Raw genomic sequence first — 22,159 nt, 5'->3', positions numbered from 1 at the left:
AAAAATAAGAACTATTCAAAATTAAACATAAAATATGCACAATAAAGTGACCAAATTATAAACTTTGGAGTTGATAAATAACACTGTGCATAAATCCCCAAAATTTACGATGTAATCAAGGAGGATGTACTTGATTAAACACAGATGAATCAAGATATAACCATGGTCATTATTGACGAAAAATTTATTCTCATAGACTTTTCTACCCGTTTGCCAACTTTCTCTAATAAGACGAAAAAGACCAGGAATATAAACCCAACCTTTGGGAATTTTATTCATCCAATTACAATACCTCTAGTCATCTACATCTAAATTCTCAATGGAGATATTTTTCGGCTTAAACTTGTAATTAATACTTCTATCATATCTATACAAATATAGATTGAGGAATTAAAAATTTTGCTACTGTAAAGACCTTGTATTCAATATCCCTAATATGGTCAAAAAAATGATGCACCACAACCATTAAAGAGTTTGCAAGATGCCCATACTAGAAACATTTAATGATTAATATCTGTACTTCATATACTTGGAATATGCTTTATGTTCTTACAGGATTTTTTTTTGCGCATAGGTATAAAATTAATCACAATTTACCAAGCATTTTTCTTCTTCTAAATTTTAATTAATTTTCTTTAAACATTCTCGAAATTATTGAGGGCTATTGTAAGTTAATCTATTACGATGTAACAAATAATTTCATCTTGATCCAACTTTATTGAGATTCTATTTATAAATCAGCTTTAATATAGTTAATATAGTTAACCTAAGAGAAACTGAAAACTCAGCTCCTCACTGCCATTATGTTAATCCTCAAGGATCGTCAAAATGAAAAAACAAAATCAAACTCTAAATTTATCTGTTAGTATTGTGGCCAGTGTCTGTGCATTAGCAGTGGTGGTGGGTGGTGGTATTGCGTTGTGGACAAATTTACAATTGACCACCAAAAAAACTTCTAATAATCCCCAGACTCTTACAGACCTCCCTACTCAAGAGTCACCATTACAGACTTTACCTTCTGTTCCTTCTGATACAATTAAATCTCCAAACTCCCAAAAGTTTCCTTTGTCTATAAAATCAGAACCATTAGCAGTTACAGAAAAGACTGTGGAAGTCTACTGGGTTAAGGATACTGCTACAGGTATTAGCTTAGCGTCTTCTCCGGTAAAAATTAAAGAAATAGATGAACCGGAAGCTATTTTAAGAGCTGCTTTTGACCTTTTATTATCTCGCCCAGAAAATACCTATGTTGTAAGTGCAATACCCGAAGGAACCAAAGTTCAAGCCTTAACTGTTGAAAACAACGGTGTTTACATTGACTTATCTGAGGAATTTACTTATGGAGGTGGTAGTGCTTCAATGATAGGGCGTTTGGGACAAGTTATTTATACTGCCTCTAGTTTAGAGCCAGATGTTAAAGTTTGGATTTTTGTGGAGGGCAAACCTTTAGAAATGTTAGGGAGTGAAGGATTAGAAGTATCTCAACCTATTACTCGGCAGAACTTTCAACAAGAGTTTCAATTTTAGATATATTACTACATCTTTTGGTGAAGACAATAAATTTAGCTTATAAGGTAACAGGAAATAGAGAATAGAAAACGGATGAATGTCCTAAGATGTTTACATAGGCCTATATAATTTATAATTTATGCACAAAAAAATCAGAAACCAGCTTCTTTGTCAATGCCTATTTTTCAAATGATATTGCTTCTATAAGTCGGGTTTATTTGCGTAAGTCCTAATCAAAAAAAACTTTAGGGGTCATTTTCAAACAAATAAATAGGGTTTGCTGAAAAAGTCTTTTTAGGGAGAGAGTAGCAAGTTAGGACTTACGAAAAATGTCAATTGTAGAGAAGGTAGTTGTAAGAATTGCCTCTTGTTTTTCTGCAATGATCAGCCCAAAATTCTAACTTTTTGAGGTAGAGCTTTGATCTTACCTACCAATACTTTGATAATTAATCAGCAAGTCAAAGAAAATTAAAATCCACCTCTATTGACATAATTCTAGAAGAAAATCTGGTGATTTATGATATGTAATATTAATTCCAGTTGAATAATTATTGTATAGCTTTTGGAGAAAGGGATATGAAGGGATTGGATATTAAAGTAATGATAGAATTAGAGACTGTTTGTACAAAAAGCTAAAGATAGCCATGAAGAAGTATTGAAGGTAAGAAAATAAAAAAGCAATGATCACTGTCAAATAAACACAGTCTCTTATCAAGATATATTACATAATTAAATTGTTTATATTATAATTATTGTTTGACATTTCGCAAAGCTTAGCCAATATTGACATAAAGGGCCGTAATGCACAACTAAATTTAGTATTAGTAGTGGTGTACAACAAGTAGTGATTTTTGCAGTTAGAGTCCTGATAGTGAAACGGTCTAACTTATACATCTCAATACATCTACAGGACGAAACAAAAATTTATCCCCTTAGTAAATAGGGAAATAGATATTAGTATTTTAGGCCTGTTGAAAAAATCTGTTAGTTAAAGAAAAGAATAGGGAATAAGCATTAAGAAACAGTCAAGAAACAGTTGTAAGTGTTGATTTTTCCCTATTTCTTCCTTCTTAGTTAAGGGAAAATCCTAAGAAGTGAATGTTAACAAGAGTATTTTTACTCTCTTCCTCGTCTAATACCACTTAAACTGATGATACATCAGGATTCTATATTTATTTAGCAAGCCCTATTTAACTTAACCTCACTATCGTAGATAGCACCATCAATAGGGTCCATAACTTTTAGTAAAGAATCAAGAGTATACAGAGTTTAGGCAATTCAAATTGTGTAGAGAATAAAATCCTTATTCCTTCCTTGCTGAATTAAATTTTCTATCTCCAGCACAGGTTTTTATCTTTCTAAGGATTCCAGACAGCAAATACAGAAGCCAGGAAAATACCTTGGAAATTTCTCTTCTCCCTACAATGTTTCTATTTCACTCTATACTTACTCTTTATAATCTACAGCTAAAAATATTAATTGCGACACTTGTCTCCCGACAAATTTATGACTAACAACTAATGAGTCCTGTTGATAGAAATTTTTTGACTTTATGGCCACAATTGCTATAATTGTCATTTACTCAAAATTTCAATTTACAGTATCCGGGGACAAAGCAGATAAACAAATAGCGACATATTCTTTTCCCTCTGCACCAGGTGTACTATATTTTACCCATTCTCCTTTATGAGCTATTAATGCTTGGCCTGCATCAACTTACAATTGTCCACCTTGATATTCAACAAAGAGAGTGCTCTTGAGTACCAGGGTAAATTCATCAAACTCTGGCCTTTAACCTGGTTCCATCCAACCACTGAGAGAAAGCATTTGGGCAACACTAATAGAATGGGTTTGACTATTTACACAGCCAATATACTTATCAATTTGCTTAGTTTATTACCATTAGATTGAATCCGAATAGGATTATGGATTAATTGTGGCATGATTTTGATCAAGTTTAGTTGGGGTTAACTAGCATTAAAGGTTGATTATATTCTACTGGTTCTCCATTCTTAATTAAAACTTTCATTATTTGTCCAGATACCTCTGCTTCAATCTCATTCATTACCTTCATCGCTTCAATAATACAAACTGTTTGGCCAGAAGTAATCTGATCGCCCACTTCCACAAACGGTGTTTCATCAGGATTCGGAGCACGGTAAAAAGTACCAACAACTGGAGACAAAATTTCTTCAAATTTGTTTGAAGCCGTAGGTGGTGCGGCAGGAGGCATTACAGAGGTTTTTGACGTAGCCATTGTTTCCAACGCTGCTACAGTAGGAGAAACTAATTCGGAAATAGTATCGCTCTTGTTAGAAGAAGGTAATGAGTGGCGATCGCTAGATGAAGTTTCTTTGCGTACCACCAGTTCTAAATCTCCACTTTTTAGAGTCAACTCCGAAATATTAGTTTGGTCTATTGCTTTGAGTAGTTCCTGAAGTTGATGTAAATCTAATTGCACAGTTCTTATATCTCCAGTTAATTAGCATTAAACTAAATTAATTTTGAATAAAAATATTAATTTTATTAATGTTTAAGTATCTTTAAGTAAATTCTCAAGTCAGAAAAACTCTCACTTATCAAATATATACAGCAGATTCCAGATTAATATAGTACAACTGATTGGTAGATATTCTGAGCTTGTTCCCTATCCTACTTTCTCATCAGGGCAGGGCTTATTTATTGTAACTCGAGAAAAATCTTATACTAAGTAACTAACTTAGTCTGTCAAAGATTATCTCTCTGGAATGGGACACTGTGTGTAATAGCTCAAAAATTTTCATAATCTTTTTTGAAGCGAGAACTTTTACAGTTGATCATTAGAAATTTCCATCATTTGTGGTTTCTTGTCAACTTTTCCCCTTTGTCGAACTTGTTCTACCCTATGATGCCTTTCCAAATAAAAAAACCTAACTGTTGTCAATATCCTACTCCCTAAAACCATCAGTATATTTACTTCTTAAAGTAGAATGCTGCTATAAATATAGAATTTAACACCAAAAGGCAGGGGAATAATAACCCTGCCAAAATAAGTACCCTAGAATTACTCTCTACCCAAGTAAGAGTCATTACGGGTATCTATTTTAATCCGTTCTCCTTTGGATATAAACAAGGGAACCATAATTTGGGCACCTGTTTCTACTGTAGCAGGTTTACTACCACCAGTAGCAGTATCTCCTTTAACCCCAGGGTCAGTTTCGATTACTTCTAATACTACAGAATTGGGTAGCTCCACCTCTATTACTTGTTCACCCCACATAATAACATTGACCTCCATCCCTTCATTCAGATACTTAACACGCTCACCAATTTGTTCAGAACTTAAATTGGTCTCTTCATAGGTTTCCATATCCATAAATACAAATTGGTCACTATCTTTATATGTATGCTGCATCGCTCTCTTGTCCAAAGTAGCTTGAGGGACTGTTTCTCCAGCTCTAAAAGTTCGTTCCACAACATTACCATTTTGTACATTTTTGAGCTTTGTTCTAACAAAAGCAGAACCTTTGCCTGGTTTAACGTGTAAAAATTCTACTACTCGCCAAACTGAACCATCTAATTCTATGGTCACACCGGGGCGAAAATCATTACTAGAAATCATATAACACCGTGATTGCGGTTTTTAATTGTTTCAATTAGAAGTTAACATTAGACATCCTACAATACTCTCTATAAATATTTTCAGGAGTTTATCACTTAGGAGTAAAAATTTGGGACTCGAAGTAATAGTTCTCAAGAAGTGACAATCAAGGTTGAAAAGTTATATGTATAAAGTATTCAGCAAAATTATTATTATTAAGATAAGTCTCCTCAAAATCAACAAGCCTCATCTTAATGATAATGAACAAATTACCTCAACTTGACTATAAATATCTCGTGGGCTCACGAAAATTTCATCTGGGGGGTCATCTGAAAAATTTTATTTTAATTGCTCTGAATATTGAATATAGAACATAGATGTAAAGGATTGGAAACCTTACCCAATCAAATACCAAAAATACACTCTATTTGAAAGTTTTAGTCGGGCTATGCAACATTTTTTTATTTGTATAAAATGAAATTTTATTTTTTTATTTTCTCCTCTTAAATGAGTAATTTTAATAAATATTTTAAAAAGTTCAAGACTATATTTATCTATTTATCTGACTAAATAGTCTGTCTTTAAAATGTTATTACTTGACCTAACTTATAAGCATTTTATTTTGTATTTTTACATCAAAAATATCAAAAAAAAATAATATTTATTTTCCTGATATAGAATAATTATGATTTATAGATTTAACTCTATGTGCTAGTTATAAAAAAAGTAGCTTTATGAGATGTAAATTTGATATCATGAAGCCAAATTAATGTTTAAAAGACTAATAAAAGACCTATCTTAGTTTTTTTATAGAAAAAAAATTATCATTTATTTTGATAAATTCCTCAATATTACTATCGAATAATTAGAAATTAAATCAAGATAAAATAAAAAATAAAACACTAAAATTTATGTTTTTTTAATGTATCTACAAAATACCAGAAAAAAATATTTACATTGTTATCCATAATCAGCTTAGTTTATACTCACAAATATTTTCAAATTATAAAATTTTTAATTACTGATAAACAACGAATATACGTTAAGAAAATTTTCTTTAATTTGCAAAATAGAGTCTATAATCTGTAAGGATCTCAAGTTATAGGTAAATGCTTAATGTATTTAAAATTATTAAGTACTTTTGCTGAAACTGAATCTATTATTAATGGTACCAAAATTTGTCTTTTTAGAATAAAAATTATGCATAAAAAGGAACAAATATCCACACCATAGCCATTTTTATATCGGAATATAGAGGGCAAACTTGGCAAAATTTCTCTAGAAGTTTTGGCAAAAGAAGGCGAGCAACTGATGGCCAATTGTCCGTAACATCGACTCAATTATTGAAAAGGTAAGAGGGCGCAACGCATTGTCCAATTAGAATTTTAGTTCTCTTTGTCACCTTTTTAGGTAATGGTTAAATATTGTGGAAGATAAAAAATAACCTTTAACACCTTTAACGCCTAATCAAAAATCACCTAATTTTTGTCCCCAAAAATCTGTCCCAAATAATTTAGTCCCGGGACCCCAGCTGAATTATCGAAATATCTTTGGAGAGTTGCTCACTGCCATACTGCAGAGAAAGATAACTTCTGACTTCTGAATACTGACTTATGACTTCGTTAAGACTGTGGACAGACATGTAATATAAGCTAAGAGAATAAAATTTCACAAATATGGTAAATTTGCGCAATTTCGTAATGAACACTTGTAAACGTCTGCTTAAAACTGCTATCCTAGGGCTGTTACTTATTACTCTGTCTATTGGTATTAGTGCTGCTTGGTGGAACGGTGGTATGACAACAACTCGTCAAAGTCGTTTGCCCCAGGGAGACCCTATTACTGATGGTAGGGCCTTGTTAAGGTATGCTCTACCAATAGAAAATGAACCTGTGCGTAAAATACAAAGTAGTCTAGAAGATATTTCTAACAGATTACGAGGTAAACGTTGGACTTCTGTTGTTAGTGATATTGGGACTGCATCAAGAGTTCTCAGTATCAATAAACCTAAATTGCTAGCTAGTGTTCCTGAATCAAAACAACCTGAGGCAGAGGAAATAATTGCTATACTCGATCAAGGTATTATTGATATTAAAGAGGTTGCTGAAGCTAAAGATGGGGAACAGGTATTAGAGCAACGGGCAAAACTACTGACATTAGTAGGTCAGCTTGAACAGTTAATGGTAGTAGGTTTTCCGTTTGAAGTGCCTTCAGATTTTTCTAATTTACCGCAACTCAAAGGTCGCGCTACTATTGACATGGAAACTAATAAAGGTTCCTTGACTTTAGTTGTTGATGGTTATAGTGCCCCTGTTACAGCAGGTAATTTTGTAGATTTGGTTCAGAGGGGTTTTTATGATGGCCTAGAGTTTATTCGATCAGAACAGTCTTATGTCTTGCAAGCTGGAGATCCTCCAGGCCCAGAAGTTGGTTTTATTGACCCAGATAGTGGGAAGTACCGTAATATCCCATTAGAAATTTTAGTCCAGGGAGACAACGAACCGATATATAGTTTTACTTTAGAAGAGATTGGCCGTTTTCGCGAACTTCCTGTTCTGCCTTTTTCTGCTTATGGTGCAGTAGCAATGGCTCGGCCTGAAGCTGAAAATGATGGTGCTTCTTCTCAATTTTTCTTTTTCCTATTCCAACCAGAATTAACCCCTGCCGGAGTAAATTTATTGGATGGTCGTTATACGGTTTTTGGTTATGTTGTTGCAGGAAAAAAGGTTTTGGAAGAATTAAACAAGGGAGACAAAATTATTTCTGCGAAGGTAGTAGCTGGGTTTGAAAATATTGTGGAACCTGAAGCCTAATTTCTGGGTTGGGAAATTTGGTATTAAATTAGGGTAATTGGATGATTTAGCCTATCAATTTCTATATAAATTTCTAGAAGTTATGTCAAAAAAACTGACTTCTTTTATGAAAACGATATACATGCAAAAGTCAACGGTTAAGAAGGTAACAGCGGACTTTTTACTGTTAGTAAATAAGTAACTATTTTTTGAAATATCATTGGAAAATGCTATAGATAATTACAAGACTAAATTACCAATTACTCTAGTTAAATTAAACAATATTAATTTAAGTTATATTTGTTAGACTACAAAATAGGAAAAAAGTTGGAAATAATTAAGTTAATTAGTGTCATTATACTAGAATTATATATATGAGTTTTCCTGATTTTTATTCCTAGTTGTTGTTTATAGAAAAAGGAGGTTTTGTAGTTAATTTTTACTTCTTACTTTTTCTTGATTCTTACTTCTTCCTTTTTAGATAAAATGGCTATTATAGAAATTGTAATACTTACTGGGTTAGGAATTGTATTAGGTGCATTTATAGTTAATATGTTAAATAATAGACAGCAGCAGCGTATTTTAGATGATGCTTTCTATAAATTATTACAGCTTCAAAATGGTAAAGTCTCTCTAATTCAATTAGCTGCTGCTGCTAAAGTTGATGCTCAAGTTGCTCAGAGATATCTAGAAAATCAAGTACAAATATTCTCGGCAATTCTAGAAATAGATGAACAAGGAGATACATTCTACAAATTTCCTAATTTAAGTCTACCTCCTGTTTTAGATCAACAACCATGGTAAGTTGTTATTTATGTTATAAGTTATCAGTATGGGAATGTTTAGGAATAAGGTTTTTCGATAACTTTACACACAGATTAATAGATAATTTTATCTTAGTTAGGTAAACTACTAGTGAGCAATACGGATGAAGTTTAGAGGTTTTAAGATTAATATTTGTATCTGAAATTATCGGAATATTCTGCAATTTTAAACTTCAGAGCTGGGATATTAAACTGATTATTCATTAATACTTTTAGCAGAAATTAATTCCTTCTGATTATTTTAAACTGATCCTAATCTTTGATAAGGCCAAAAACGAAATACTGCCTTACCTATAATATTTTTTCTAGGCAAAAAACCCCAAACATGAGAGTCATTACTGTTGTTGCGATTATCCCCCATTACAAAATATTTATCTTCAGGAATTTTAATTGAAGTTGGTAAAGCATATTCAGGAGGTTCCGCAATATAATTTTCAGTAAGGGGTTGGTCATTAACATATACTGTACCATTTTCAATTCTAATAGTATCTCCTGGCAAACCTATAATTCGTTTGATAAAAGCTTGATTTTTTGTATAACCGTAGGGTTGCAATTGTTGGGGTGCTTCAAAGACGATGATATCACCTGTTGTGGGTGGATAAAAATTGTAAGATATTTTTTCTATTACTAGGCGATCGCCTACTTTTAAGGTAGGCATCATTGAATCTGATGGTATATATCTCGGTTCCGCAATGAATATTCTGATTAATAAAGATAAGAATAGAGCGATCGCTACAACTTTAATATTTTCTTTTTGTTCCTGCCATATTTTTAACCACCAGGGAGTTGTCGAATTATCTATAATTGGTTGATTTGAGGATTCTTTTTCTGATGTCATTTTTATGGTTTTAAATTTTTGATTATTTCTATTTTACACAAAAAATTGGCTTTAAAGCCTCGTCCATAGGGCCCATAAGCGAGTTACTTTTTAGTTGTTTTGTTGTATTCTCGATCTTACAAAGTTATCCTAAAAAACTATTGGCTTTAAAGGCTAAAAGTATTATATAAATTAGCTTACAGCATTTATAGTGTTCTCAAAAAAGTTTCTAACCTTGAGATAGCTATAAGCCAAAGATCACAATAGTTCTTACTAGAACTTCCCACTCTCTAGTTATATTGTTTTATTAATTAATCAATCGCGTATAGGCAGTCCGAGACAAAAAGACGGACACGGAGGTAACCGTTTGATGAAATAGCCTGTGGAGTTGGTAGCGCGTGCTAAGTGCAAAAAATTAATCCCCATGGGAGCTCACCCTTGGTAGAATTTCTTTGCCCTTCATAGTCTGGGAGGATGTCAAACAAAAACTCCTGGGAAGTAGATATATTAAATTTACAAAAACCTATTTTTTTAGAAAAATTCATGTTACTTAAAAATATTTTTGTTCCGAGATTTATCCCCAAAATTATCAGTTTATAGTAATTTATTCCAAGTTGACGATAGTGATTATCCTTGAATATAAAATAAACTTTTTGAGGTGATGTTAAATTTTTCAACCACTGTGATAAATCTGCACCTTGGGACTCTCCTGCTCGAATAAGAAATAACCAGTTGATATTTTTTCAATAACCTTAAAACTCGTTTTATCAGTGCCTTCTGTTAAGTCAAATTAGTAGAGCCTTTGTAATTCAAAACTTGCCAGTAAATAGGTAATGCTGGTTTTTGAAATTTTGCATCATATAGAATGATATATTGGAAGCATTAATATGAATTATCCCTATTGTTAAGGTCATAAAGTAGTCAAAAATGGTCATCTTTAGGAAAAGCAGAGTTATTTATGCCGTGAGTGTGGCCGTCAATTCCAAGAAAATTCCAGCTCTTTAGGGCTATAGTTATAATGTTAAAGAGCTGTGTGTCAAGATGTCCCTTAACAGCATGGGATTTCGAGCTATTGAGAGAGTAACTGATATTTTTCATAATACAGTGCTTAATTGGTTATAACTGGCTGTAGGACAAATTCCTGAAAAGAAAATAGCAATTGTTGAAAATGCTCACGCTTGATGTACTACAAACTTTTATCGGCTCAAAAAAAACAAAATTCGGGTCTCAAGTGTTGTAAATAGTCAAATGCCAGGAATTCTTAAGTTTGTTATCAGCGTAGGTTGCGCCGTTACCTTCACAATATTGTGGCAGATAATTCAAGTTTGGGCTTGTTTTCTTTATGTTACTGATAGCTACAAAGTTTATACTTGCTTAATTGAGAATTGCGATCACAATGTTAGTAAAACAGCCATGACCAGAATAGAAAGATAAAACTGCTGTCATTGAAACTATTTAGCTAGGTTACATTATAAAACTTTATGCTACTCCAAGTCAATTGATATATTATGCAAGTCAATGTGCTTGCTGATATATTATTTGAAATATCGGCAAATTCCTCAACTCTCCTAATCATTTGTCACTATGTAACACCTTTTTTCGACAAAAAAAATCCCCCCAACATTTCTATCAATGCCGCCACCGTTGTTATTGGTGGAGCTACATTTGGAAGATCGTTTTTGCTACCACTAGGTTCCGGCAATGCAAACCACTCCCCCATTGGAAGTAACTAGATTTCAATCCATGTAACTCTGAGGTTTACCTATTTGAATCATTCGATTTAACATTGCACATTGTACAAATAATTCTACTGCTTGAGCATCAAATTTTTGTCATCGCAACTTCCCTCAAAATATTGTTTTTAGCCCTTATATGCCATCATTCCGTAAGGAAAACTGCGCAAATAGATAGGGAAGGTCGATGATAACCACTTTCACATTTGCAAATATTAGTCTCATATTTAGACTTTTCCTATAGAATGCTACACAAATATGTTCGGAGCAAAGGCGACCGCTGATATCTAATAGATACAGTAGTTTTTGGTAATTCCTATATTAGAATAATTAAATGACTTGGGGTGCATTAATTATCAAAAAGCTTATTGGTGTATATTAGAGTTGTTGGGTGTAGGAAGATTCAACATGCTTAAAAGTTTACTCTATGAGGCTTTCATGATTTTAATCCTTAAAAGCACTCTAAACCTGAACTTGTTTTAGGTTTTAGCCATTTTTTTGGCTTAATGCCCAACAACTCTATTAATTATTGAATAATTGAAGTCTTACCTAAGCATAGTATTTTTTTTGAGAATTAGTATTAAGAATTTGATACTGCCATTTTTAAATAATTAGAAATTTTCCGACAATAATCATTACATAATTGTGACATTCGGAAGTCTTCACTACGAGGATAAGTGGCATCTATTTTGACATCTGCTACTACCCTGCCAGGACGAGCAGCCATAACAATTACTCGTTGAGATAAATATACCGCTTCATAAATATTATGAGTAACAAAAACTACAGTCCAATTTCGTTTTTTCCATACCCCTAATAAATCACTATTTAACTTATTACGAGTCATTTCATCTAAAGCACCAAAAGGTTCATCCATCAACACAATTTTTGGCTGAGTTACTAATGCTCTAGCAATAGAAACTCGCATTTTCATACCACCTGATAGCTCTCGTGGATAAGAACACTCAAAACCATCTAAACCTACTAAATTAATTGCTTCTTGCACTATTGTTCGGGCTTCTCTGAGAGATCTTCCCGCTAATTTAAGAGGTAGATACACATTATCAATAACCTGAGACCAAGGCATTAATGCTGGTTCTTGAAACACAAAAGCTAATTCATGTTTCTTCTGATTTATATTTGACTCAATTTTACCTGAAGTAACATCACTTAATTTTGCTATTAATCGCAATACCGTACTTTTTCCACATCCAGAAGGTCCGACAATAGTCAAAAATTCTCCTTGGTTAATTGTTAAGTTCATGTTTTGTAAGGCAACAGTTCCATTAGCATAAATTTTATTGAGATTATGACAATAAATAGCTGTTTGATTGTTCATTGTTATTTTGATATTATTTGAGAGATTAGGAATGCAGGAAACAGTGAATATAAAAGAAGAAAAATAATTGTACCTTAGTAGCTTAATAAACGTTATATAAAAGATATAGAATACAAGTTGTAATTTATCAAGCTTAGAAAAAAACAATGATTTTATGAAATTATACTAAATTCTTAGTGTTTAGGTAGTTACATCTCAAATTTTGGTGTTGCATATTTGCAGGATGAATGACAGAGAGGGAGAGAAAAATAAAAGAGAAAAAGTATGAAATGTCCAAAGTCTCAATCCAAACATATTCGGATCTAATAATAAAAGACTTGGAAAGCAAAACTACATTTTTAATCTAAGTCTTGTATTGGTTTATTAAATAACTTTTAGGGATAGTAAAGTACTCTTTGATATCATATATATTTCCTCTTTCTTTTTGGCTGTCTGATCAATGGGAAATAATAACTCAGGACTTATGCACACATATCAAATCATACAGCATACGTAAAAGGGAAAGACCATGCTTGCTCCACAACACGTTGGCGTAGTATTCCGTAAGAAAATACCTCTGTTATATACATTAGTTATGGGTAAATCTCGTAAGTACAATAACTGTAAGAATATTTTATGAAATTGGTTAGTTTATAAGTAGATGATTGTAATTATCCTTCAAATAGCAATAGGAATTCAAAATTGTGAGAAGTATTTGAGAAGTTGTTTCTAGCTTCTTTTTTATATTTTTTGTAAAAACATTTATTTATGCCTAACTACTCATGCTAAGCATCAAAAGTAATGCTATAATATAAGTTATATTTTAATTATTAAGTAATGAAGATGAGCTAAATGATTTTTTTGATAATAAAGAGCCTGTAGCGCGTTAATTATTCTTATGTTGTACAGAAATTGTATGACAGTTCCCTACTCTCTAATCCTCTACTCCCCTGTCCACGGTCGGGCTTAGGGGTGGGTGTCCTACTTAATAGCTAGCATAGAAAAGTTTTTGGTAAATAGTATTATTTCTTTCGAGTTAACTAGAGAATTGATTTTAAAGCTTTGAAGCTAAATTTATCACGCTCGTCATCAGGAGGCAATTATGGAAATAAGATATCTAGAGTTAAAAGGCATGAGTTGTGCTGGCTGTGCTAATAAAATTCAAAAGGCAATTGAAAATGTAACTGGTGTAGCAGAATGCCAAGTTAACTTTGCAATAGGACAAGCAACAGTTAAGTTTAATTCCCAGAAAACAAATTTACATAAAATTCAAGAATCTGTAACAAATATTGGCTTTGAAGCACAACTACTTCAGGAAACAATAAATTTATTAGACAAAGATAGAGAAAATCACCAAATAGAACGAAAAATGATCAATAAAGTTATATTTGGTGGTACTATTAGTGTAATTTTAATTATTGGTTCTTTACCAATGATGACCGGATTAAACTTGTCTTGGATACCTTCATGGTTAGGCAATCCCTTAATACAATTAATATTAACAACGCTAGTTATGATTTGGTGTGGCAAATCATTTTTTTTTGCTGCTATTAAAGGATTAAAAAATCGTTATGTAGATATGAATACTTTAGTTGCTATAGGTACAGGTGCGGCTTATTTGTATTCTCTGTTCCCCACATTTTCCCCAATTTTTTTTACTAGACAAGGATTAAATCCTGATGTTTATTATGAAGCAGCAGCTACTATTATTACTTTAATTCTATTAGGTAAATTGCTCGAACATCGCGCCCGTAAACAGACCTCAGCAGCTATTCAAAAATTGATGGGTTTGCAGGCAAAAACTGCTAGAGTTATTCGAGATGGAAAAGAAATAGATATTATGATTGAAAAAGTCAAAATTGGCGATTTAATTGTTGTTCGTCCTGGGGAAAAAATTCCAGTTGATGGGAAAATAAAAGAAGGTTTTTCTACAGTAGATGAATCGATGGTAACTGGTGAAAGTGTGCCTGTAGAAAAAAAACCTGGAGATGAAGTTATTGGAGTAACAATTAATCAAACTGGTAGTTTTAAATTTGAGGCTGCCAGAGTGGGAAAAGATACAGTATTAGCTCAAATAATTAAGTTAGTTCAACAGGCACAAGCTTCAAAAGCACCAATTCAAAAATTAGCAGATATGGTAATTTCCTGGTTTGTACCTGTAGTGATGGGGGTAGCGATCGCTACTTTTCTTATTTGGATTAATTTGACTGGCAATTTAACAATGTCACTAATTACAACAGTTAGTGTATTAATAATTGCTTGTCCTTGTGCTTTAGGATTAGCTACCCCTACTTCTGTTATGGTAGGAACAGGAAAAGGTGCAGAAAATGGGATATTAATTAAAGGTGCAAATAGTTTAGAAGTTACTCATAAAATTGAAACAATTATCCTAGATAAAACAGGTACTCTTACTAAAGGTAGACCTACAGTTACTGACTACATAACTACTCAAGGAACTACCAATGAAAACGAAATAAAATTGTTAAAAATAGCAGCAGCAGTTGAGAGAAAATCTGAACATCCTTTAGCTACAGCAATTGTCGAATATGCTAAAGGTCAAGGTATAAAATTTCCCCTACCAGAACCAGAAAGATTTGAGGCCATCTCTGGTATGGGTGTTCAAGGAATAGTATTTGATAGATTGGTACAAATTGGTACTGATCGCTGGATGAATGAGTTAGGAATTGAGATTACTAATTTCCTAAATTATCAAGATAAATTAGAAGCAGATAGAAAAACTACTGCCTGGATAGCAATTGATGGTGAAATTGAGGGAATATTTGCCATAGCTGATACTTTAAAACCATCCTCAAAAAATGTGGTTCAAACATTACAAAAAATGGGAATAGAAGTTGTGATGCTAACGGGAGATAATCGCCGAACAGCAGAAGCTATTGGTGCTGAAGTTGGTATTAGTAAAATATTTGCTGAAGTACGCCCAGACCAAAAAGCTGAAACTGTGAAAAATCTCCAATTAGAAAAGAAAAAAAGAAGGAATGACCATCAAATTGTAGCAATGGTGGGAGATGGGATTAATGATGCTCCAGCATTAGCTCAAGCAGATGTAGGAATAGCTATTGGTACAGGTACAGATGTAGCGATCGCCTCTAGCGATATTACATTAATTTCTGGAGACTTAACTGGCATTATTACAGCAATTAAGCTGAGTCGTGCGACTATAAAAAATATTCGTCAAAATCTGTTTTTTGCCTTCATTTATAATACTTTAGGCATTCCTATTGCTGCCGGTATTTTATATCCTTTAACTGGTTGGTTATTGAACCCCATTATTGCAGGTGGAGCAATGGCATTTAGTTCGGTTTCCGTAGTTACTAATGCTTTGAGATTGCGTAATTTTAAGCCAAAAGCAAAAGTTTAGCTGAATTATTTATCTTTTCTGTTAAGGGTTTACAACTATTTTGAAAAGGCAGGAGATAGAAGCTACCGTTCAGGACTTCCTGAACTGGGGCTACTGAACTGGAATTGTTGTGAGGGATATTAACCCCTGCTTCCTAAACCAGAAGTCTATTACCTTCGGCGTTAGGATCAATAGAGTTGTTGGGAATTAAGCCAAAAAAAATGGCTAAAACCCAAAACAAGTTCAGTTTAAGCGTGCTCTTAAAAATTGAGATTTTGAAAAACCTATAGGGTAAGCTTTTAAGCTTTTTTAATTTTCTCACACAAAACAACTCTAATTCCTCTTCCCTCCTGCTTGACTTGAGTATTGCCTTGCTTTATTTATAATTAGTAGACTATAGTGAAGACTTTTCATCGAACGTCCCTACAAGTTCCTACGCAGACAAGATTTATGCACTAGAGGAGTTTTAGTTTCACACCTTGAAAATCTTACTTCCTATGTGATGTGATGTATTAATACATAACTGTTTGCCTTAGGTTAGGCTTTTCTCCACAGGATGTTTGTGTTTTTGAGTGTCGCCGACATGAAATTCTGTGTGGAATTAAAAGCACGACCATTAAAATAGTGACAGCAACACCAAACATATACTTATTTTTGTTAGGTTTCTGACCTTAACAAAACTTACAAAATGCACATTAAAACTATGCTATTAAGGGAAAACTATAAGCATTTAAGTAAAATTATCTTATAATTTTTTAGAGGAATTATTAGGGATTATTAAAAGTATTTAAACTCAAAAAATATGTTGCTGTAAAACATGGTTTTTTTTATTTTAAAGAATACTTTAGATATTAATATTTTCGGAAATAAAAATCAAAAAAATGAAATCTCAAGAATTGATTCTGAAATTATTATAAACTGTTCCAAAATCAGTATTATTGAAGATATCTAATACATACCCAGTGATTAAAGAACTTGGCGCAGATGATGAGATACAGTTAAAAACTAATTTCTATTCGGTATTTACTAAGGTGATAAAACTTTGTAGCTCACCAGACTCCTAAACTGCTGTAAGGAAAAAAATAAAGACGGCAAACACAACATTTTACTACGGTTTGCCACAATGACAATTGTAGCTTTCTAGCTCTAAATTAGAAATATAAAAGAGGTAAAACTATAAAAAATTAAAGTTCCTGAGAATTCAATGTTTGCTGATGTTCGGTAAATACACCTTCATGGAATCCTCTAACTAACTGCAATATAGATATAAGTAACTTAATCTTAAGATTTAAGATTGTATTTAAAATGGACTTACCTCAGACTTAACCTAGATTAAGCTGAAATATCAGTCCTAAAGTCAATCCGAAAAAGTAGGGCTAGTAACTAGTATAAGATGTAATAATTACTAATTATCTATTTTATACTACTAGGACTCAAAAGTAATGTTTTCCTAGTTGAAACACTTGTTCTAACTTTGAAAATATTAAATAGCTTCTATATTAATATCTGAAAAGAAAAAGTGTTGAATTATGAACATTGTGGTTTCAGTTTTTATAGAGCTTAAATGCTAGTTATACTCTAGCAACGGCGGTTAGTTCGGCCGTGGTAACTTGTGAATTGGATAACGCTGATGTTACCAGAAGCAAGCACCGAATAGAAATAGGCCAAAAATTAGATAATTTCTAGATTTTATCAAATTTTTGTAGATTTCTGGGAACGGTTGACAAATAAACAAAAGTTTTGTAATTATTGGAGCAAAAACACTGTTATGGCAAAAGTAGTCGGAATTGATTTAGGCACAACAAACTCTTGTGTTGCAGTTATGGAAGGTGGTAAGCCTACAGTTATAGCTAATGCAGAAGGTTTTCGTACAACGCCTTCGGTAGTAGCTTATGGCAAAAAAGAAGAACAACTGGTAGGTCAAATTGCCAAGCGTCAAGCGGTGATGAACACCCAAAATACTTTCTATTCGGTAAAGCGGTTTATCGGGCGTAAATTTGATGAAGTAACCCATGAAACCACTGAAGTTTCCTATAAAGTTCTCAACATTAACGGTAACGTTAAATTAGATTGCCAAGCACTAAAAAAACAATTTGCCTCTGAAGAAATTTCAGCCCAAGTACTTCGTAAACTAATAGATGATGCTAGTAAATATCTTGGTGAACAAGTAACGCAAGCCGTAATTACCGTACCTGCTTACTTCAATGACTCCCAAAGACAAGCAACCAAGGATGCTGGTAAAATTGCTGGTGTAGAAGTACTGCGAATTATCAACGAACCAACAGCAGCTTCTCTAGCTTATGGTTTAGATAAAAAAAGTAACGAAACTATTTTAGTATTTGACCTTGGTGGTGGTACATTCGACGTTTCTATTCTAGAAGTGGGTGATGGTGTCTTTGAAGTATTAGCTACTTCTGGTGATACTCACCTTGGTGGTGATGACTTTGATAAGAAAATTGTTGATTATCTCGCTGCAGAATTCAACAAAGTAGAAGGCATTGATCTGCGTAAAGATAAACAAGCACTACAACGTTTAACAGAAGCAGCAGAAAAAGCTAAGATTGAACTTTCTAGTGTTACCCAGGCAGAAATTAACTTACCATTTATTACTGCTACTCAAGATGGGCCCAAGCATTTAGATCTAACTCTTACTAGAGCTGAATTTGAAGGTCTATGTTCCGACCTCATTGATCGCTGTCGTATTCCTGTAGAAAATGCCATTCGGGATGCGAAGTTAGATAAAAAAGCCATCGATGAAGTAGTATTGGTTGGTGGTTCCACTCGAATTCCAGCAGTTCAAGAAATAGTCAAAAAAGTCCTAGGTAAAGAACCAAATCAAAGTGTTAACCCTGATGAAGTTGTAGCTGTTGGAGCTGCTATTCAAGCTGGTGTGTTAGCAGGTGAAGTTAAAGATATTCTCTTATTAGATGTTACTCCTCTATCTCTGGGTGTGGAAACTCTTGGTGGAGTAATGACCAAAATTATTCCGCGCAACACTACTATTCCTACTAAAAAATCAGAAGTATTTTCAACTGCTGTAGATGGTCAGACAAATGTAGAAATTCATGTACTGCAGGGCGAACGAGAAATGTCTAGCGATAACAAGAGTCTGGGAACTTTCCGCTTAGATGGTATCCCCGCAGCACCTCGTGGCGTACCTCAAATTGAAGTTACCTTTGATATTGATGCTAATGGTATTCTGAATGTAACTGCGAAGGATAAAGGTACTGGAAAAGAACAATCTATTAGTATTACAGGTGCTTCGACTCTTCCTGATACAGAAGTCGATCGGATGGTTAAAGAAGCAGAAGCAAATGCTACTGCAGACAAAGAGCGCCGTGATAAAATTGACCGTAAGAACCAAGCTGACTCTCTAGCATATCAGGCTGAGAAGCAAATTCAGGAGTTGGGGGATAAGGTTCCTGAAGCGGATAAGACTAAAATTGAAGGCTTGATTAAAGACTTGCGCGATGCTGTCGCTCAAGAAGACGATGAGAAGATTACTTCTCTGACTACTGAGTTACAACAAGCTCTCTACAGTGTTAGCAGCAATATGTATCAACAATCTGGTGGTGCACCTGGTGAAGGTTCTACACCAAATAGTGATGCTGGTTCTGGTGCTTCTTCTTCAAATGCTACAGGTGGAGATGATGTAATTGATGCTGATTTTACTGAAACAAAGTAATCTATAATTATTATAAAAGTTTTAATGTGGGTAGACCACAGTAGGGATTAACTATGGTTAATCCCTACAAAATTTTGATTGTGAGGTGAGCTCATATCATGTTTCTTTGAATACCTACAAAAAAAAATTTAGTAAATTGGGAATTGCAAGCAATTGATGTTATAAAAACATTTTTATTATGGCTAATTAATAAGACTTCATATTATCTATAACTAATTGTGACATTTTATATTAGTTTTATGAAGCTTAATTGATTATTCTTAACTTTTAACTTTTGACTGATGACTAATAAATGAGAACTAATAATTAATAATGGCAAAACCTTCTCCTACTAATCTAGGTAATGAACCCCAAGCAGCTAAGGTTAGACAACTGCGAAAACTTAGCGACTTACTGGATAATGCCATTGGTGTTCCTGGTACATCATTAGGTATTGGTCTTGACCCAGTGTTAGGATTAATTCCTGGTGGTGGTGATGTTTTGGGAGGACTAATTTCTATTTATATAGTGTTCTCTGCCTCAACTATGGGATTACCTAAAAATATTCTAACAAAAATGGTTACTAATATAGTTTTTGACTCTCTAGTTGGTATTGTACCTATTTTTGGCGATCTGTTTGATGTTGCATGGAAGGCAAATTCTAAAAATATGGATCTATTGGAGAGTCATTTAGCATCTTCTCCAGTTCATAAAAAGGCTGATAATTGGTTTATTTTTATCCTTTTAGGTTGCTTAATTTTATTTGTAATTGCTATGGGTATTTTGGGTGTTTTTATTATTAGTTTATTGGTCAAAATAATAGAGTTTATTATACCAGGTTAGTCAGATGAAATCGATGAGATAAGTTGCATAAAAATTGCACTTTTTAACCATAAAAGTGGTGTTAGTAAAACGACTACAACATTTAATTTAAGTTGAGTCTTAGCATCAAATCAAAGAGAAAAAAAATAATTTTGATAGATATAGATACTCAATACAATTTAATAGGTATGGTGTTGGGGTTTTCTCGTAAATAAGAATTAAAATAAATTTACCGTAAATACCAAAATATCCAATCTCCTTTAACTCCTGTATTTGAATCTCAGCATAAATTAGTAGAGGGAATTGAATGTATTAAAAATGAACAATAAGATGGTTTATTTCTCTTATCAGGTCATGTAGGATTAGCTGAATATGAGGTGAATCTGGGAGATAGCTCAATAATTAAGTAGTTCAATTCCAGCTTTTCAACACCTTCCTAGTTCAATTTACTATCTATTTAACGACACAGCAAAAAAAATTTAAGTCAACTATATTTTGATTGATATGAGTCGTAGTTTAAGTTCAATAAATCAGAACTTACTTATGACTAGAATTTTTTTTATTCTACCTACAGTTCCTGACTTTTTTTTCTATAATGGCAATTGATTTACTAGCCATAATAGTACTACAATTGAATGATTTCGCAAAAAAAGCTAGTGAATTAAAAGTTTTGAAAGAAACTACTTATCCTTTTCCGAAAGTAACACCTATTTTTCTAAGAATAATTATTCAAAACTATAGAATCAAAAATCAACAACTTTCTGCTAGTTTTTAGGTCTTGCATGAATTATAAATTGAGAAAAAATAAAAGGGAAAAAGTATGAAATGTCCAGAGTGCCAATTTCTACATATTCGCTAATGTTAACAGACGTGGGAAGCATCCATAACATTTGTGTCAATTGTGGCTGTCAATTTATAATCATTCTAAAACTTAACCAAGATATAGTGATGATGCTCATCAAGTCTATTTGAAAATGTACGCGATCTGGCATGGGCCTTCGAGGAATAGAAAGATTAACAGGAATTGATCATACTACTAGCTAAAGTTGTTGAGAGAACATTTACCAGATGCCTTAAGCCTTGAAGAAATTCCTGAAGTATTGTAGCTTAACGAAATGCAAACTTTGGTATGCTCAAAAAAAAGAAAACCTGGACACCAGACAACACTCAAGTCCAGTACGAGGTATCTGAGCTTGGGTAGTGGGAGACTAAAGTGCCAAGACAATTGATCCTCTGTGGCAGATATTGAGACTTATACATTGCTTCTTCTACTTTACCGATGGGTTGAAGGTCTACTCCCTATATATTCCTAATGGCGATCAAATTGTGAGCTAGAACTACATGACCAGAATTGAGAGAAAAAACAGTCTGAGGTATCTTTATAGCTCGCGAACAATTGCAAGACACCAGGCTATTTGCTCATCAGTAGAGATGCTGAAATATTTTATTAGAATACTCATAAGTTTGTCCTCAGAATTAAAATATCCTTCAATAAAAATGAAGTTTATTTAATTTGAATAACTCAAGTATTTTTGAATAAAAATAGTTAAGCGATCGCAATTCTGTGGCGGAGCAAGGTATTGCATAAGCTCATAGTGGAGCCAAATTTGTCATGGACTATAATAGTGTCTTTGGGTAATTCGTGGTGGTATGAAACCGCTAGAGTAGCTCTTAAGGTTACAGAAGTCTCCAAAAAATCCTTAACTGAACCGTATTGCACTATAATTATCAACATAACACTT

At 33.1% G+C, this 22,159-nt stretch carries 13 protein-coding genes and 1 pseudogene; 7 read left to right on the top strand and 7 right to left on the bottom strand.

From position 1 onward, the window contains the following. The first annotated feature begins 828 nt into the window (after positions 1-828). Entirely contained in the window at positions 829-1,527 is a 699-nt protein-coding gene (locus tag TERY_RS06120; protein ID WP_011611019.1) for a GerMN domain-containing protein, read from the top strand. Positions 1,528-3,466: 1,939 nt separating this feature from the next. Here the strand turns inward: TERY_RS06120 and accB are convergent. The 3 genes from accB to efp all read right to left on the bottom strand — a co-directional run bounded on the left by accB (position 3,467) and on the right by efp (position 5,110). Continuing rightward, positions 3,467-3,970, bottom strand: a complete 504-nt coding sequence (gene accB / locus TERY_RS06115; RefSeq protein WP_011611018.1) for an acetyl-CoA carboxylase biotin carboxyl carrier protein — start codon at positions 3,968-3,970, stop codon at positions 3,467-3,469. 345 nt (positions 3,971-4,315) lie between these two features. Beyond that, positions 4,316-4,453, bottom strand: coding sequence for a hypothetical protein (locus TERY_RS36360; RefSeq protein WP_370496709.1), 138 nt, complete (start codon positions 4,451-4,453; stop codon positions 4,316-4,318). Between the two features lie 99 nt (positions 4,454-4,552). Beyond that, positions 4,553-5,110 (bottom strand): elongation factor P, encoded by a 558-nt coding sequence (gene efp / locus TERY_RS06110; RefSeq protein ID WP_011611017.1) that lies wholly within the window; start codon positions 5,108-5,110, stop codon positions 4,553-4,555. Positions 5,111-6,765: 1,655 nt separating this feature from the next. On the opposite strand from efp, the gene TERY_RS06105 reads away from it, so the two are divergent. Then, positions 6,766-7,902 (top strand): peptidylprolyl isomerase, encoded by a 1,137-nt coding sequence (locus TERY_RS06105; RefSeq protein WP_011611016.1) that lies wholly within the window; start codon positions 6,766-6,768, stop codon positions 7,900-7,902. 465 nt (positions 7,903-8,367) lie between these two features. Next, entirely contained in the window at positions 8,368-8,685 is a 318-nt protein-coding gene (locus TERY_RS06100) for a hypothetical protein (protein ID WP_011611015.1), read from the top strand. 261 nt (positions 8,686-8,946) lie between these two features. Here TERY_RS06100 and lepB read toward each other — a convergent pair whose 3' ends face one another. Beyond that, entirely contained in the window at positions 8,947-9,543 is a 597-nt protein-coding gene (gene lepB / locus TERY_RS06095; RefSeq protein ID WP_011611014.1) for a signal peptidase I, read from the bottom strand. An 866-nt stretch (positions 9,544-10,409) separates the two neighbouring features. On the opposite strand from lepB, the pseudogene TERY_RS27330 reads away from it, so the two are divergent. Next, positions 10,410-11,094 (top strand): annotated as a pseudogene (locus TERY_RS27330) (IS1 family transposase). Positions 11,095-11,104: 10 nt separating this feature from the next. Here TERY_RS27330 and TERY_RS32495 read toward each other — a convergent pair. Both TERY_RS32495 and TERY_RS06085 read right to left on the bottom strand, forming a co-directional pair. Next, positions 11,105-11,242 carry a hypothetical protein gene (locus TERY_RS32495; RefSeq protein WP_155994333.1) on the bottom strand — a complete coding sequence of 46 codons (138 nt, stop codon included), beginning with the start codon at positions 11,240-11,242 and terminating at the stop codon, positions 11,105-11,107. A 593-nt stretch (positions 11,243-11,835) separates the two neighbouring features. Then, a complete protein-coding gene (locus TERY_RS06085; protein WP_011611013.1) occupies positions 11,836-12,594 on the bottom strand; it encodes an ATP-binding cassette domain-containing protein in 759 nt (252 codons plus the stop codon). A 1,081-nt stretch (positions 12,595-13,675) separates the two neighbouring features. Between TERY_RS06085 and TERY_RS06080 the strand changes: the two genes are divergently transcribed. The 3 genes from TERY_RS06080 (at position 13,676) to TERY_RS06070 (ending at position 20,438) form a co-directional block, all read left to right on the top strand. Next, complete coding sequence (locus tag TERY_RS06080; protein ID WP_011611012.1) at positions 13,676-15,952, top strand: heavy metal translocating P-type ATPase; 2,277 nt, start codon at positions 13,676-13,678, stop codon at positions 15,950-15,952. Between the two features lie 1,747 nt (positions 15,953-17,699). After that, the gene (gene dnaK / locus TERY_RS06075) at positions 17,700-19,616 is read left to right on the top strand and encodes a molecular chaperone DnaK (protein ID WP_011611011.1); all 1,917 of its coding nucleotides are present in this window, start codon (positions 17,700-17,702) and stop codon (positions 19,614-19,616) included. Positions 19,617-19,928: 312 nt separating this feature from the next. Then, positions 19,929-20,438, top strand: coding sequence for a DUF4112 domain-containing protein (locus TERY_RS06070; protein ID WP_011611010.1), 510 nt, complete (start codon positions 19,929-19,931; stop codon positions 20,436-20,438). Positions 20,439-21,963: 1,525 nt separating this feature from the next. Here TERY_RS06070 and TERY_RS34635 read toward each other — a convergent pair. Further along, positions 21,964-22,152, bottom strand: a complete 189-nt coding sequence (locus TERY_RS34635) for a hypothetical protein (RefSeq protein ID WP_196797227.1) — start codon at positions 22,150-22,152, stop codon at positions 21,964-21,966. Positions 22,153-22,159 lie beyond the last annotated feature (7 nt).

The sequence above is a fragment of the Trichodesmium erythraeum IMS101 genome (genome assembly GCF_000014265.1).
Taxonomy (GTDB): domain Bacteria; phylum Cyanobacteriota; class Cyanobacteriia; order Cyanobacteriales; family Microcoleaceae; genus Trichodesmium; species Trichodesmium erythraeum.
Note: the sequence above shows the minus strand (reverse complement) of the source record. Positions and strands in the feature narration are given on the sequence as shown.